At 64.9% G+C, this 13,106-nt stretch carries 11 protein-coding genes and 1 tRNA gene; 7 read left to right on the plus strand and 5 right to left on the minus strand.

Annotated elements, in window-relative coordinates; translation table 11 throughout:
• Nucleotides 1-19 precede the first annotated feature (19 nt).
• The 3 genes from OB916_RS13190 (at nucleotide 20) to OB916_RS13200 (ending at nucleotide 3,524) form a co-directional block, all read left to right on the plus strand.
• Nucleotides 20-913 (plus strand): hypothetical protein, encoded by an 894-nt coding sequence (locus tag OB916_RS13190; RefSeq protein ID WP_315909761.1) that lies wholly within the window; start codon nucleotides 20-22, stop codon nucleotides 911-913.
• 104 nt (nucleotides 914-1,017) lie between these two features.
• Complete coding sequence (locus tag OB916_RS13195; RefSeq protein ID WP_315909762.1) at nucleotides 1,018-2,163, plus strand: signal peptidase I; 1,146 nt, start codon at nucleotides 1,018-1,020, stop codon at nucleotides 2,161-2,163.
• Between the two features lie 71 nt (nucleotides 2,164-2,234).
• The gene (locus tag OB916_RS13200) at nucleotides 2,235-3,524 is read left to right on the plus strand and encodes a DUF5305 family protein (protein ID WP_315909763.1); all 1,290 of its coding nucleotides are present in this window, start codon (nucleotides 2,235-2,237) and stop codon (nucleotides 3,522-3,524) included.
• Nucleotides 3,525-3,681: 157 nt separating this feature from the next.
• Here OB916_RS13200 and OB916_RS13205 read toward each other — a convergent pair.
• From OB916_RS13205 to OB916_RS13215, 3 genes are all read right to left on the minus strand, one after another.
• Nucleotides 3,682-3,755 (minus strand) — tRNA-Lys (locus tag OB916_RS13205).
• Between the two features lie 118 nt (nucleotides 3,756-3,873).
• Nucleotides 3,874-6,363 (minus strand): heavy metal translocating P-type ATPase, encoded by a 2,490-nt coding sequence (locus OB916_RS13210; protein WP_315909764.1) that lies wholly within the window; start codon nucleotides 6,361-6,363, stop codon nucleotides 3,874-3,876.
• A gap of 119 nt (nucleotides 6,364-6,482) precedes the next feature.
• Nucleotides 6,483-7,871 carry a hemolysin family protein gene (locus OB916_RS13215; protein WP_315909765.1) on the minus strand — a complete coding sequence of 463 codons (1,389 nt, stop codon included), beginning with the start codon at nucleotides 7,869-7,871 and terminating at the stop codon, nucleotides 6,483-6,485.
• Between the two features lie 164 nt (nucleotides 7,872-8,035).
• Here OB916_RS13215 and OB916_RS13220 point away from each other — a divergent pair, with 164 nt between their 5' ends.
• Nucleotides 8,036-8,368 carry a hypothetical protein gene (locus tag OB916_RS13220; protein ID WP_315909766.1) on the plus strand — a complete coding sequence of 111 codons (333 nt, stop codon included), beginning with the start codon at nucleotides 8,036-8,038 and terminating at the stop codon, nucleotides 8,366-8,368.
• 74 nt (nucleotides 8,369-8,442) lie between these two features.
• Here the strand turns inward: OB916_RS13220 and OB916_RS13225 are convergent, their stop codons facing one another.
• Nucleotides 8,443-9,195: a 4-phosphopantoate--beta-alanine ligase gene (locus OB916_RS13225; RefSeq protein WP_315909767.1), complete on the minus strand. Its 753-nt coding sequence runs from the start codon at nucleotides 9,193-9,195 to the stop codon at nucleotides 8,443-8,445.
• 268 nt (nucleotides 9,196-9,463) lie between these two features.
• Here OB916_RS13225 and treF point away from each other — a divergent pair, with 268 nt between their 5' ends.
• Nucleotides 9,464-11,008 (plus strand): alpha,alpha-trehalase TreF, encoded by a 1,545-nt coding sequence (gene treF, locus OB916_RS13230; RefSeq protein ID WP_315909768.1) that lies wholly within the window; start codon nucleotides 9,464-9,466, stop codon nucleotides 11,006-11,008.
• Nucleotides 11,009-11,074: 66 nt separating this feature from the next.
• Here treF and OB916_RS13235 read toward each other — a convergent pair whose 3' ends face one another.
• Nucleotides 11,075-11,902 carry a pantoate kinase gene (locus OB916_RS13235; protein WP_315909769.1) on the minus strand — a complete coding sequence of 276 codons (828 nt, stop codon included), beginning with the start codon at nucleotides 11,900-11,902 and terminating at the stop codon, nucleotides 11,075-11,077.
• 113 nt (nucleotides 11,903-12,015) lie between these two features.
• On the opposite strand from OB916_RS13235, the gene OB916_RS13240 reads away from it, so the two are divergent.
• A complete protein-coding gene (locus tag OB916_RS13240; RefSeq protein WP_315909770.1) occupies nucleotides 12,016-12,318 on the plus strand; it encodes a UPF0175 family protein in 303 nt (100 codons plus the stop codon).
• Nucleotides 12,315-12,821 carry a hypothetical protein gene (locus OB916_RS13245; protein ID WP_315909771.1) on the plus strand — a complete coding sequence of 169 codons (507 nt, stop codon included), beginning with the start codon at nucleotides 12,315-12,317 and terminating at the stop codon, nucleotides 12,819-12,821. The genes OB916_RS13240 and OB916_RS13245 overlap by 4 nt, the downstream gene beginning before the upstream one ends.
• Nucleotides 12,822-13,106: the final 285 nt, after the last annotated feature.

Genomic DNA, 13,106 nt, shown 5'->3' on the forward strand with positions numbered 1-13,106 from the left:
ACCGTGCAAACGAGACCGGATGAACTCGTCCGTGCCGTCTCCACGGCGATGGATCCGAAAGGGACCGAGCATCGCTGATGTCCTGTTGCTGGCGGTCGTCCCTGTCGTCCTGGTCAGCGTGTACACCTTGCCGGCTGGCACGCGAGAGGCGCTGGTGTTCAGATATGCGGATCCGGCTCTCCCGACCGCGTTCGCTGCCCCGTTCGTCCACCTCGACGCGTCACATCTGCTGTTCAATCTCACAGCGTACGGGCTGATCGTCGGGGCGATCTACGTTCTGAGCAGAGTTAGCGGCCGCCGCGGCGAGTTTCGGGTCGTGTTTGTGTCGCTGCTCCTCGCTGGTCCTCCCGTGCTGTCATATCTGAACCTGACAATCGTCCGCCTGGGCGTCACGTACGGGTTCTCGGGCGTTCTGATGGCTTTCTACGGGTATCTGCCGCTGTCGATCGCGGAGTACCTTGACTCGCGGCTGCGGATCGGCCAGTTCAGAACCCTCGCCCCCCTGCTTTTCTTCGTCGGGCTGTTGCTCGTGACGATCCAGACGCTTCGGGCAGTCCTGGATCACCCTGTGACAGTCGCTGTCGACGGCTCCCCCGCCTCTGTCACGTGGGTACTCGTGGCGACGCTCGCGGAGTTGCTGGTGGTGCTATCGCTGGTGGTGGCGCTGTACGCACTTTCGATCACTGACGGTGAACCGATCGGACAACAACTCCGCCACGCTGTCGGACAGAGCGGCGCGTTCGAGTTCGCGATCGGGACGTTGATCCTGTTTCTCACAGTTCCGTTCGCGACGTTTCCGGCCGACCCGGTCTCTGGAACCCGCGTGGTCAACCTCTACGTCCACGCGGTCGGGTACGGACTGGGGTTCATCTCGTCGTATCTCTATTACGTGCTCGGTCGCACGGAAAGCTGATCGGTCTCTTGCGTCCCATTCCTCTCTGGCCCAGCAGCGTTTCCACCGAGTCACTATGACCCCACCCATCAGACATTTATCACGACCGGCGTAAAGGAATAGTAATGAACTGGCGGGGGACGGCTACGAAGGCCATCGGAGCGGTGATGGCCCTCGCGCTCGTCGCGCTTGTCGTCGGGCAGTTGCTCGGCCAGCCAGTCCTGTTGAGTTACGTCACGACCGGGAGCATGGAGCCGACGATCGACGCTGGCGACGGCTTCGTCGCAGTTCCGACGGCGGTCGCAGGGCCGATCGAGGAGGGAGACGTCGTCGTCTTCGAAGCCGAGGAGATACAGGGGGGCGGACTCACGACACACCGCGTTGTCGAGGAGACAGATCGTGGATTCGTCACGCGGGGGGACGCCAACCCCTTTACCGATCAGGACAGTGGCGAGCCACCGGTCAGACGCGAGCAGATCGTCGCCGTGGCCTGGCAGGTCGGAGGTGAGCCGGTCGTGATTCCACACCTGGGCACGGTCGCCGAGAGCGTCCAGGGGTTCGTCGAAGCACTTCAGTTCCGTCTCGCCGGCCTGCTGGGGACGCGCTCGTTGCTGGGCACGCAGGGACTCGCGTATCTCATCTTCGGACTGACGGTCGTCCTGTACGCGGTTGACGTCTGGCTCAGTGACGATCGCCGTCGTGACCGAAGCAGGCAGCGGGACAGCGGCCTCAGCGCTCATCTGCTCATCGGGGTGATGGCAGCGTCGCTGGTGTTGGCCGCGACAGCGGCGATGGTCGGGCCCGCAGGACCCCAGTCGTTCGAAATCGTGAGCTCCGAGTTCGAATCCGAGCGCTCGGACGTGATCCAGCAGGGGACGAACCAGACTCTCCAGTACACCGTCGGCAATGGAGGCCAGGTACCCGTATACGTCTTCTTCCAGGAAGGAAGCCAGAACGTCGACATACAACCGGAATCGTTCCGACTGGGGGGAAACGACGTCCAGAACGGAACGCTAACGCTCACGGCCCCGCCCGAGACTGGTGCCTATCGACTGTTCCTCACCGAGCACCGATATCTCGCCTTGCTCCCGGAATCGCACGTCCGATCGCTCTACGAGGTACATCCCTGGCTGCCGATCGTCGTCATCGACGCCCTCATCGGCGTCCCCTTCTACGTGGTCGGGATCGTACTCGTCGGCACAGGACGGGTCCGACGGCGAGACAGAAAGGGGTCGTCGACGATCGATCGCGTGCTCGCCAGGTTGCGGTAGCGACGTCAGCGGGCCGACTGCGAGGTCGACCGGCGACAGTATTATTATCCGACCGTTGAATGCCCAAGGTGATGGGACCACGGGGACTCCGCGTCCGAGCCGTCATCGAACGGTACTTCGGCGTCGTCGCGCTGGTGCTCGCGTTGCTGGTCGTCGTCGGTGGGGGAGTCGCGTACGGCGCACACGCCGGACCGGACGAGCGAGCCGAGACGACGACCGAGAGGGTAACGACCTGGAACTCGACCGGACAGTTCAGCCACGAGGCGACGGTCGTCGAGGACACCAGGGTCTTCGACGCGGGTGAGACGCTCGCGAACCGCACCCAGTACTTCCAGCGGATCGCTCCGACGCTCGAAGGGGCGTTCGTCTACGACTACGCGGCCTCGAACGGATCGATCACGGCGAACGCGTCGATGACACTGGTCATGCGCTCGGTCACCGAGGACGGAACCGAACAGTGGCGGGTCTCGGAGACGCTCGACCGGACGAACCGGACGCTCGCGCCCGGCGATCCGCTCCGGCTGTCGTTCGAGCAGAACGTCACCGCGGTCGAAACCGAGCTCCAGGAGATCCGGTCGGAGCTCGGCACGACCGCCGGCACCGCGGAGACGGTCTTCGAGGCGCGGTTGCGGCTCGACGGGACCCGGAACGGCGAACCCGTCGAGACGACTCGCTCCTATCGGCTCCCGTTTACTATCGAGGACGGTCTCTACCGCGTCAACGACACCGGCCCCGTCGTGAACGAGGGCGAGCGGACGATCCGCGAGGAACGGACGGTGCCGATAACAGTCGGCCCGGTCCGTTCGTACGGGGGCCCACTGGTGGCCGTTCTCGGTCTCGGTGGCCTGGTCGGGCTCGCAGTCGGTCGCCGACAGGACTGGTTCGACGTCGGCGAGCGGGAACGGGAGTACCTCGCCTACCGTTCGGACCGCCGCGAGTTCGACGAGTGGATCACGGAAGTCAAACGACCGGCTGACCGACTCGCCGACGCCGACGCCCGGATCGAAACGGCGTCGCTGGCCGGACTCGTCGACCTGGCCATCGACACCGACCGGCGGGTGCTCGAAACGCCCGACGAGCGGTACCTGGTCTTCGAGAACGATGTCGTCTACAGGTACGAACCACCACAGCTACCGCGGGACGGTGGCGACCCCCTCGAGGAAACAGATGGCCCTATCGGGGACGGGCATGTCGATCAGTCGGGCTTGCTCGGGCGACTCGGCGATAGTGCCGACGACGAACATGACAGCTCGGATGTGGGTCCCGGAGCGTCGGAGACGAACGGGCAGGGGATGGAGTCAGACGCCGATGACGGAACGCAAGAGACCGACGATGACGGAACACAGGATACCAAGAAGTGAAAGCAGCCGCTCGCGAGTTTGCTCGCGGTAAAAGTGCGGACCGGGCGCGATTTGAACCACGTCCAGACGTGCTCGCTTCGCTGCGCGCGACTTCTCTCATTCAAATCGCTTCGGCAACGTACAGCAACCGCTCGCGAGTTTGCTCGCGGTAAAAGTACGGGCCGGGCGCGATTTGAACACGCGACCGTCTGATTAAGAGTCAGACGCTCTGCCGGACTGAGCTACCGGCCCTTGCACTGCAGGGTAACGGCAGGGCAGTAAAATAGGTTTCCTTTCGCGACTGTACGAGGGACGGCGACGCGATCCGAGAGATCGACAGCTCCGTGGTTCGACGGGCTCCGCGATCCGATCACTCCTCGGGAGAGACCCGCGAGAGTCGCATGGCGTTGCCGGTGACGGCGGTCGTCATGCCGGCGTCGCCGGCCAGGACAGCCAACCAGATCGGGACGTACCCGAACGGGACCGCAAGCGCGAGACCGGCCTTGACCGCCAGACTCGACCAGATGTTCTGCCTGATGACGCCGTTGGCGTCGTTCGCGAGGTCGTACAGGTACGGCAGTTTCGAGAGGTCGTCGCTCAACAGCGCGATATCCGCCGTCTCCAGGGCCGTGTCCGTGCCGGCAGCACCCATCGCGACGCCGACTGTCGCGGTCGCCAGCGCCGGGGCGTCGTTGATGCCGTCGCCGACCATCGCGACGCCGCTGTCGAACTCCGCGACGAGATCTTCGATCGCCTCGACCTTCTGCTCGGGCAGTAGCTCGGCCTCGAAGTCGTCGACGCCGACCTCCCGTGCGATCGCCCGGGCGGTGCGCTCGTTGTCGCCTGTCAACATGACCGTCCGCTCGACGCCCAGTTCCCGCAGGCGCTCGACGGTCCGGGCGGCGTCGGGCCGGATCTCGTCGGCGACCGCGACCACGCCCTCGATCTCGTCCGTGGTGCCGACCAGCACGACCGTCTTGCCCTCCGACTGCAGGGCCGGAACGGTCTCCTCGAGCAGATCCAGACAGTTGTGCCGATCGCAGAGCTGCTGGGCCGTGCGCGTGACCACCCCGCCATCGGTCGTCGCGTGGACGTGCGACAGGTCGAAGCCGAGGTCCTCGAACAGGCCGGGCTTGCCCGCGTAGTGTGGCGTCCCGTCGAGTTCTGCACGCACGCCCCTACCGGTCAACGTCTCGAAATCCTCGACGGTGCGGCCCTCGATGCCGGCACCGCTGGCCTCCTCGACGATCGCCTCGCCGATCGGATGTTCGCTTCGAGATTCGAGCCCGCGAGCGCACCGCAGGACGTCTTCCTCGGTGTTACCGTTGAGCGGGATGACGTCGGTGACAGTGAGTTCGCCCTTCGTGAGCGTGCCGGTCTTGTCGAACGCGACTGCCTCGACCGCGCCCATCGCCTCGAGGTGGTTCCCGCCCTTGATCAGGACGCCGTTCTTCGCGGCACTGGTGATCCCCGAGACGACAGAGACCGGCGTCGAGATGACGAACGCACACGGACAGGCCAGCACGAGCAGCGTGAGTCCGTAGACGACCGCCGTCGACCAGCTCCGGCCGAGCACGAACGGGCTCGCGAGCGTGACCGTGATCGCGAACGCGACGACGACGGGCGTGTAGTACGACGCGAACCGCTCGACGAACTGCTCGCGTTCGGTCTTGTTCGACTGTGCGTCCTCGACGAGTTCGATGATTCGCGAGAGAGTGTCGTCGCCGGCGGCCGCTGTCGCCCGGATCTCCAGATATCCCTCTTCGTTGATCGTACCGGCGAACACCCCCTCGCCGACGGTCTTGTCGACGGGGACGCTCTCGCCGGTGATCGGCGCCTGATTGACCGCGCTGGTGCCCTCGATCACCTCGCCGTCGACCGGGATCTTCTCACCCGGCTTGACGATTACGACGTCCCCTGGTTCGACCGCCTCGACGGGCACGGTCCGGGTCTCGCCGTCCCGACGGACGATCGCCTCCGTCGGCGAGAGGTCCATCAGTTCGCGCAGCGAATCGCGGGCCCGGTCCATCGAGTAGCGTTCGAGGAGTTCGGCGACGCTGAACAGGAACGCCAGCGTCGCGGCCTCCAGATACAGCGGCTCGCCGAACCCGAGACTCGCCAGCAGCGCGCCGAGGATGGCGATGGACATCAGGAAGTCGATATCGAGGTTCCGGTTGCGAGCCGAGTAGTAACCGTTCCGGAGGATCGCCTGTCCGCCGACCGCGACCGCGAGCAGGAAAGCGACGTCTGCGAGGGAAAACGCGTTGTCGAGGACCGTCCCGACAGTAGCGTTCTGGCCAGCGAGCGGGAACTCGAGAGCCAACCCGAGTGCGACGAAGACGCCGCTGATCCAGGTTTTGACGGCCCGTGAGCTGGTCCAGATGCTCTCCCGATCGGATTCGGCCTCGTCGGACGCGTGGCCGACGACCTCGTATCCGGCAGCCTCGATAGCGTCGGCGATCGTCGCCGGATCGGCCGCGCCCGGGTCGTACGTGACGACGACCGTGCCGGCAGTCGGACGCGTCTCGCAGTCAGTGACGCCGTCGACGCCCTCGAGTGCACTCCCGACCTTGCCAGCACACGAGGGACAGTCCATCTCCGGCACGTCGAAGGTCGTCGTCTCGTCGCTGTTTTCGACGGTGTAACCGGCGGTCTCGACCTGCCGGGCGATCTCTTCGGGCGTCGTGACGTCCCCCTCGAACGTGACCGTGACCCGACCGCTCGCTACCTGGGGATCGACGGCGTCGATCCCATCGAGCTGCTCGACGCTGGTCTCGATCTTGCCAGCACACGAGGGACAGTCCATCTCCGGGACCTCGAACGACGTGGCGTCCCGCCCTCCATGCTCTCGATCGGTCATCGCCTCGAACTAGCCCACGTCATTATATTAACCTGGCTGTTGCTTATCCGGTCATTTATGGCCATCATTAACAATATTTCGGCATTATTCTAGTAACTCGTGCGACGAACAGCCACCGATCACTCGGACGGTTCGTCGGTGTCTGTCTCGTGGCTCCCGGTGTCTTCGTCGGAGTTCGTTTCGTGGCCCTCGGTGTCCGTCTCGTCGCGAGTCAGTCGGACCGATTCGATTCGCGGCCCGTCGATGGCCGTCACCTCGACGGTGAACGCACCGATCTCGACGCTGTCGCCGACCTCGGGAGCGCGTCCGAGTTCGTCCAGCACGAGTCCGGCGATCGTTTCGTAGCCTGCGGCCTCGAAGTCGGTGCCGAGTGCGTCGTTGACGGTCGAGATCGGGACGGCACCGTCGGCGTCGTAGGCGTTCCGTCCGTCCTGACGGATCGCGGGATCGCGGCTCTCGGCGTCGAACTCGTCGCGGAGGTCGCCGACGACGGCCTCGACGGCGTCTTCGATCGTTGCGATCCCCTCGAGTGCGCCCCACTCATCGACGACGACAGCCATCTGCCGTTGCTCGTCGCGGAACTGCAACAGCAACTCCCGTAGCGTGGTCGTTTCCGGGACGACGACGATCTCGCGGGCAAGCTCCGCCGCAGTCGCATCTTCGTCACCGGCGTGGGCAGCACCGAGCACGTCTTTCACGTCGAGATAACCGATCACCTGATCCGGTTCGTCGGCCGCGACGACGGGATACCGGGTGTGTCCGACCTCGAGGACGATTTCTCGGATGTCGGAGAGCCGCTGGTCGGCAGCGACGCTCACTACGTCCGGACGCGGGACCATCACTTCTCTGACGATGGTATCGTCCAGATCGAAGACGCTCTCGATCATCTCGACCTCGGCCTGTTCGACGTGGCCGGCTTCGCCGGAGCGGGCCAAAACGCGGCGGATCTCACGTTCTTCGAGCGTCTCGTCGCTTTCGGAGGCCGGCGGAACACCGAGCAGCGTCGTGAACGCGTTCGCAGTGCCGTTGAACACGACAATTCCGGGAGAAAACAGGTAGTAGGCGATCTTCATCGGGGGTGCAAGAAAGAGCGCGAGGCGCTCGGCCTGCGAGATGGCGATCGTCTTCGGCGCGAGCTCCCCGAAGACGACGTGCAGGAACGTGATAATGCTGAACCCGATCGCGAACGCGACGAGATGGACGAGCCCGGACGGGAGGAACTCGCCGATGAGCGGTTCGACGAGTGCTGCGACCGCCGGTTCGCCGACCCACCCCAGACCGAGTGAGGCGATCGTGATGCCGAGCTGTGTCGCTGCCAGATAGTCGTCGAGGTTCGCCATCACGTCCTGCAGCGTCGCCGAGCCGGTCCGTCCTTCCGCGGCGAGTTGCTCGACCGACGTCGCGCGCACCCTGACGAAGGCGAACTCCGAGGCGACGAAGAAGCCGTTCAACACCACCAGCACGAGCGCGAGCACCAGCTGTAGCGACGACACAATGATGTCTACCATCGACGCTCACCGGGCCAGCGCCCGCAGGGCTCGTATGTGTCCATACTGGCGTCTCTCAGCGAGCCCACAAAAAGATCGTTCGGTCTGGCACCAGGGTGGTGCTTCGGTACCGGCCGTACGCGTCTCAAAAGTTTTTTCAGTTTCGAGTTAATATGTTCATCTGCATGGGACGAGAGGCATATCGACTGACCGAATCAGTAGCGGGTTTCCCGGAGGGAGAGGTACTGGACGTGACTGCGCGGTTCGGCGACTGGCACATCTACGATCTGGAGCTGGAGCCGCGCCGCGAGACGGCGACGTCGCCGAGCAAGCTGGTCGTCTCCGAGGCGGACGCGGGCTTCAGCGAGGAAGAGATCCTCGACGGGACGGCGCGGATCGGCGACTGGCACGAGTACGAACTGGCGTTCGAGCCGGGCGCGTCCGAAAGCGACGAGCCGACGGCGCTCACGATGGACGATCTGGTAACCGTCGCCGAGCGCGTCGAAGCGTCCGGCTAGGGTCTTCGCGCCCCGATCGCACCGACAGCGCTGCCCCCTGCTTTTCGCCGAGCGAGCGTACAATTGTCGTCCTGTTACTGGGGACTGCCGCTACGGATCGCCTGTTCTGCCGCCTGTAGCGCCGCATCGGGGTCGAACCCGTCGACGATCGCTTCGAGCGTCGCGTCCGACTCGTCGGCCAGTTCGCGGGCGTGAACAGTGATGTTCGGGACGGCACGCAGGACGTTGTCGACGATCGGCACGGCCGCGACCTGCGCGGATCGCGACAGCGGGTTCAGGTCGATCACGATCTCGGTCTTGCCCATCTCGCCGAGCGCCTCGGCCCGGTCGCCGTCTTCGAGCGGGACGAGTACGACGTCGGCACTCCCGATTCCGTCGGCGTCGACTTTCGCGCGTTCGTGGTCCAGTCCGGGGATTCGCCCGTCGCCAGCCAGCCCTTTGACGTTCCGTGCGCCGTGCTCGCGAAGGTGGTCGTCGATCGCTTCCATCCGCTCGTCTGTCCGGTTGAAGAGGTTCACCTCGATGTCGGCACCGGTCGCGGCAGCGAGTTCGACGATCTCCCCGGGGACGAGTGCGGCGACGTTGCCGTTGACCGAGAGCACGGGATTGTCGGCCAACAGCAGGTGTGCGGCGGCGACGCGTTCGGCCTCGTCGGCGCTCTCGATGGTCCGCTCGCCCAGCAGGTAGTCGAAGGCCTCGCCGCGTCCTTCGGCGATCAGTCCCTGTTTGCTCGTGATTCCCTTCTCGACCCCCTCCTCAATCCGGTGGCGCGTGAAAAGCGACTCGTAGCGGGGGTGGCTCTCGGGGACGTCGAGTTCCTCGGCCATACGCGTACTCGGAGGAGCATCGAAAAACCGCTTTCGTTACCGCTCGTATTCCGCAACACCGAGTGCCGACTGGACGTCCGCTTTCCGGACGTGTTTCTCCGCAGTTGCAAACGTCCCGCCGTGTTCTCGTGCCGCAGCAACAGCAGCAGTGACCGGGAACGGAGAGACTCTGACCCTCAGACAGTTGGGAATCGCCCGACTGCGGCGACAGGGATCGAACCGGCAGTGCCGGACCTACTAAGTGACAACGGTGCGAACGATCTAGCATATGAAAACCACCGCGGAACTCGGGGAGTACATCCAGGTACAGGGGGAGCTCTTCGAGGCGGTGCAGTTGAACCGGGTGTTTGCTGATTCGAAGACGTTCGTGGATTGCATCCCACGAGCCGATCCGGAGACGATTCTGGACCGGTTTCGGAATGTCCGGGACGAGCCGGATTTCGATCATCGGGAGTTCGTCACGGAGCACTTCGAGTTGCCCGACGAACCTGGATCGGACGTCGATCTCCCGGCGGATCGAACCATGGCCGAGCACCTCCAGGCGCTGTGGGATCACCTGACGATCGACCCGAGCGATTCGATCCATCCGCGGTCGACGCTGCTCTCGCTCCCCTATCCGTACGTACAACCGGGCGGACGGTTCCGGGAGATCTACTACTGGGATACCTATTTCACCTCCATCGGACTCGCCAGGACCGGTCGGTTCGACACCGTCGTGAATATGGCGAACAACTTCACCGAACTGGTCGATCGATACGGATACGTTCCCAACGGAAACCGTCTCTACTTCCTGGGCCGGTCGCAGCCACCGGTCTTCTCTCTGCTCGTTCAACTCATCGCGCGCGAATCGGGCATCGAATCGGTACTCGCGTACATTCCCGCTCTCGATACCGAGCACGATTTCTGGATGCGCGGCGAGGACGACCTCTCGTCGGACACTCCGTCGTCCCGACGCGTCGTGCAGGTCGGTGACGGGCAGGTACTCAACCGGTACTGGGACGAGCATGCGATCCCTCGGCCGGAAGCGTATCACGAAGACGTAACCCTCGCCGAGAAGGCACCGACGGACGACGAGAACGCGGTCTATCGAAACCTCCGTGCGGCCTGTGAGTCAGGGTGGGACTTCAGCAGTCGGTGGTTGCGCGATCCGGACCGGCTGGAGACGGTTCGGACGACCGAGCTCCTGCCCGTCGATCTCAACGCGTTTCTCTACGGGCTGGAGTCGCTGCTGTCCGAGTGGTTCGACTACGCCGGCAACGCGGAGAAATCGAGCGAGTACGGGACGCGATCGGCGGCCAGACGCGCGGCCATCGTCGAGTATTGCTGGGACCCACAGCGGGAGTATTTCTTCGATTATTCCTGGACCGATAGGGAACGGACGGACGTCTGGTCGCTAGCTGGCGTGGTACCGGTGTACGCCGGACTCGCCACCGAAGCCCAGGCGACTGGCGTCGCCGAGACGATCCGGGAACGGTTCCTCTGTGACGGCGGCTTGCCCGCGACGCTGACCGTCTCGGGGCAACAGTGGGACAAACCCCTGGGCTGGGCACCGCTACACTGGATGGCTGTCCGCGGTCTCGAACGGTACGGATACCGTGACCTGGCGCGCACGATCGCCACACGGTGGCTCTCGCTCAACCGAACGGTGTTCGAAGACACCGGGGTGATGATCGAGAAGTACGACGTCGTGAATACGACGCAGGCAGCGGACGTCGGCGAATATCCGCTCCAGGACGGGTTCGGGTGGACGAACGGCGTCGCTGCCGGCCTCCTGGACGAATACGGCGAGTATCTGGAGTGGGCGCCGGAGTAGTAGTTGCCGTCCGCCCCTTCTGGATCAGGCGGGGGAGTGCGGTCACATCGGTAGATCGCGACACTCTCAGATGAGCCGCGCGCCGGCAGCGTCGACCCGGCAGGCGTCGGGGTCGTATCCGGCGTCGGAGAGTCCAGACCCGAGCGCGAAGACCGTCTCGCCGAGCATCGCCATCGAGGCCTCGCCGCCGGCCTCGCTCACGTCCTGGATGACCTCCCGGAGGCGGTCAGTCAGCAAGCCCGACTCGCGGGCGAACCGCCGGGAGGCGTAGGCGAACTGGCTGGGTGTCGGTTCGGAGACGAGCCGCGAGAGCGCCTCTTTGCCGGCCTTGCTGAGCAGTTCGGTGTCGCCGCCGATCACGTCGCCGGTGTCGAGTTCGCCGAACGTGACGTACTCGACGCGGGGGCGATAGGGAACGGCGTCGATCTCGTTGTGGTGTGGCCCGCCCGGTTCGAGCCGGATCGGCATGCCGCCGGCCGCCTGCGCGACGACGTCGCCAAGTCCGGTCCCGGCCTGAACGTCCGCACCGTGGGCGATCGTGACGAGTTCGTTTCTGGAGAGTGCGCGCTCGTAAACGCAGTTGGTCGCCAGTGCCGTGCCCAGAGCCATCGCCCCGGAAATCCCGAACCCCGATCCGATCGGGAGGTCCGTTTCGGCGACGACGGCCGCCTCGACGTCCAGCGTATCGAGGACGGTTTCGACGGCGTCGACGCTCGCCGGCTGGCCGTTCAGTTCGACGCGCCGGTCGTCCGCTCGCTCGACGGTCACGCTGACGCCGTCGGCAAGCGTCACCCCTGCCCCCTGTGAACCGCTCGCCGTCGGGTCGTCGTCTCGATGGACCGTGAAAAAGCCGGTCACGTGCCCCGGGACGAACACTGTCGCCTCGTCGGTCATCGTTCGAACGTCCGCACGGACGGACAAAAGCGGGGCGGTTGCGAGACGGCCGCTCGATCGAGTGGTCGGGCAGCCCCTACCTTCAAGACGGTTTCAGCTATACAGGCGTGTATATGCCGACACTCAGTGCCGAGGTGGCCGATGAGACCGCCGCCGATCTCGAGGCTGTCGCCGACCTGCTCGGGGACGACGAAGAGACGACGATCGAGAAAGCCCTGCAGGAGGGGCTGGAAACGCTCCGGATCCGAGTCGCCGTCGAGCGCTACCAGACCGGCGATGTCTCGATCGGCGAGGCCGCCGACATCGCCGACTGTACCGTCGCCGACTGGCTGGAGATCGCCCACGAGAAGAATCTCACCGCCCAGTACACGCCCGAACAGCTGACAGAGGACGCCGCGACTGCGATCGATCTATGACGTTCGTCCACGTCGGGCCGACGGTGCTGTACGACCTCGGCCAGATCGGCGAGCTCGACCTGCTGACGTACTTCGACGGCGCGATCGTCGTGCCGGCTGCGGTCCGCGCGCAGATCACGACCGAGCCCGCCGCGACCAACCTCGCACAGTTCCTCGAGGAATCGACGGTTATCACCTCCGTTCGACCCGAGGTCCGCGAGCAGGCCGCCAGCGCCCTGGGGCTCGATCCCGACGGGTACGAGGCTGCGCTGCTCGGCGGGTTGTTCGACGAGTCGATCGACGAGGACCGGACCGTGCTGGTGCTCTCGGACGATCGACGCTTGCGGGCGCTGGCCGAGGGGCTCGGCGCGTCCGTCACGGGCACGTTCGGCGTCGTCGTTCGCGCCGCCGTCGAGGACAAGTATCTCTCTGCCGGACAAGCAAAGCGGATCGTCTCCCGACTCGACCACCACGGCGTCCAGCTGACGGGGCAGCTGAAGTCCGCCGCGATCGGCGAACTCTAACGCCACTTTTTACTTCGTCGGGTTTCCTCGCTCGCTCCGCTCGCTGCGGGAACCACTCCTCGCAAAAACGTGGGGAAAAACAACCCGGACGCGAGGCGGAGCCGAGCGTCCGGTGAACCGCGCTCGCGATGCTCGCACGGATGCTAGTCTCCCACCGCCCCTTCACTGACATCCTCCCCGCCCCTGACAGTAGTTGCCGATTCAAATTGCAGGATGTTCGCTGAGGTACGACGCGATCGTCGAAATCCGACTTGAGCCGGTTGTTCAAGCAGTGATTCGAGTAGG

The sequence above is a fragment of the Halapricum hydrolyticum genome (assembly GCF_025517535.1).
Taxonomy (GTDB): domain Archaea; phylum Halobacteriota; class Halobacteria; order Halobacteriales; family Haloarculaceae; genus Halapricum; species Halapricum hydrolyticum.

Coding starts and splice junctions, on each gene's coding strand:
- OB916_RS13190 (WP_315909761.1), top strand. CDS start 20: ATGAACTCGTCCGTGCCGTCTCCACGGCGATGGATCCGAAAGGGACCG.
- OB916_RS13195 (WP_315909762.1), top strand. CDS start 1,018: ATGAACTGGCGGGGGACGGCTACGAAGGCCATCGGAGCGGTGATGGCC.
- OB916_RS13200 (WP_315909763.1), top strand. CDS start 2,235: ATGGGACCACGGGGACTCCGCGTCCGAGCCGTCATCGAACGGTACTTC.
- OB916_RS13210 (WP_315909764.1), bottom strand. CDS start 6,363: ATGACCGATCGAGAGCATGGAGGGCGGGACGCCACGTCGTTCGAGGTC.
- OB916_RS13215 (WP_315909765.1), bottom strand. CDS start 7,871: ATGGTAGACATCATTGTGTCGTCGCTACAGCTGGTGCTCGCGCTCGTG.
- OB916_RS13220 (WP_315909766.1), top strand. CDS start 8,036: ATGGGACGAGAGGCATATCGACTGACCGAATCAGTAGCGGGTTTCCCG.
- OB916_RS13225 (WP_315909767.1), bottom strand. CDS start 9,195: ATGGCCGAGGAACTCGACGTCCCCGAGAGCCACCCCCGCTACGAGTCG.
- treF (WP_315909768.1), top strand. CDS start 9,464: ATGAAAACCACCGCGGAACTCGGGGAGTACATCCAGGTACAGGGGGAG.
- OB916_RS13235 (WP_315909769.1), bottom strand. CDS start 11,902: ATGACCGACGAGGCGACAGTGTTCGTCCCGGGGCACGTGACCGGCTTT.
- OB916_RS13240 (WP_315909770.1), top strand. CDS start 12,016: ATGCCGACACTCAGTGCCGAGGTGGCCGATGAGACCGCCGCCGATCTC.
- OB916_RS13245 (WP_315909771.1), top strand. CDS start 12,315: ATGACGTTCGTCCACGTCGGGCCGACGGTGCTGTACGACCTCGGCCAG.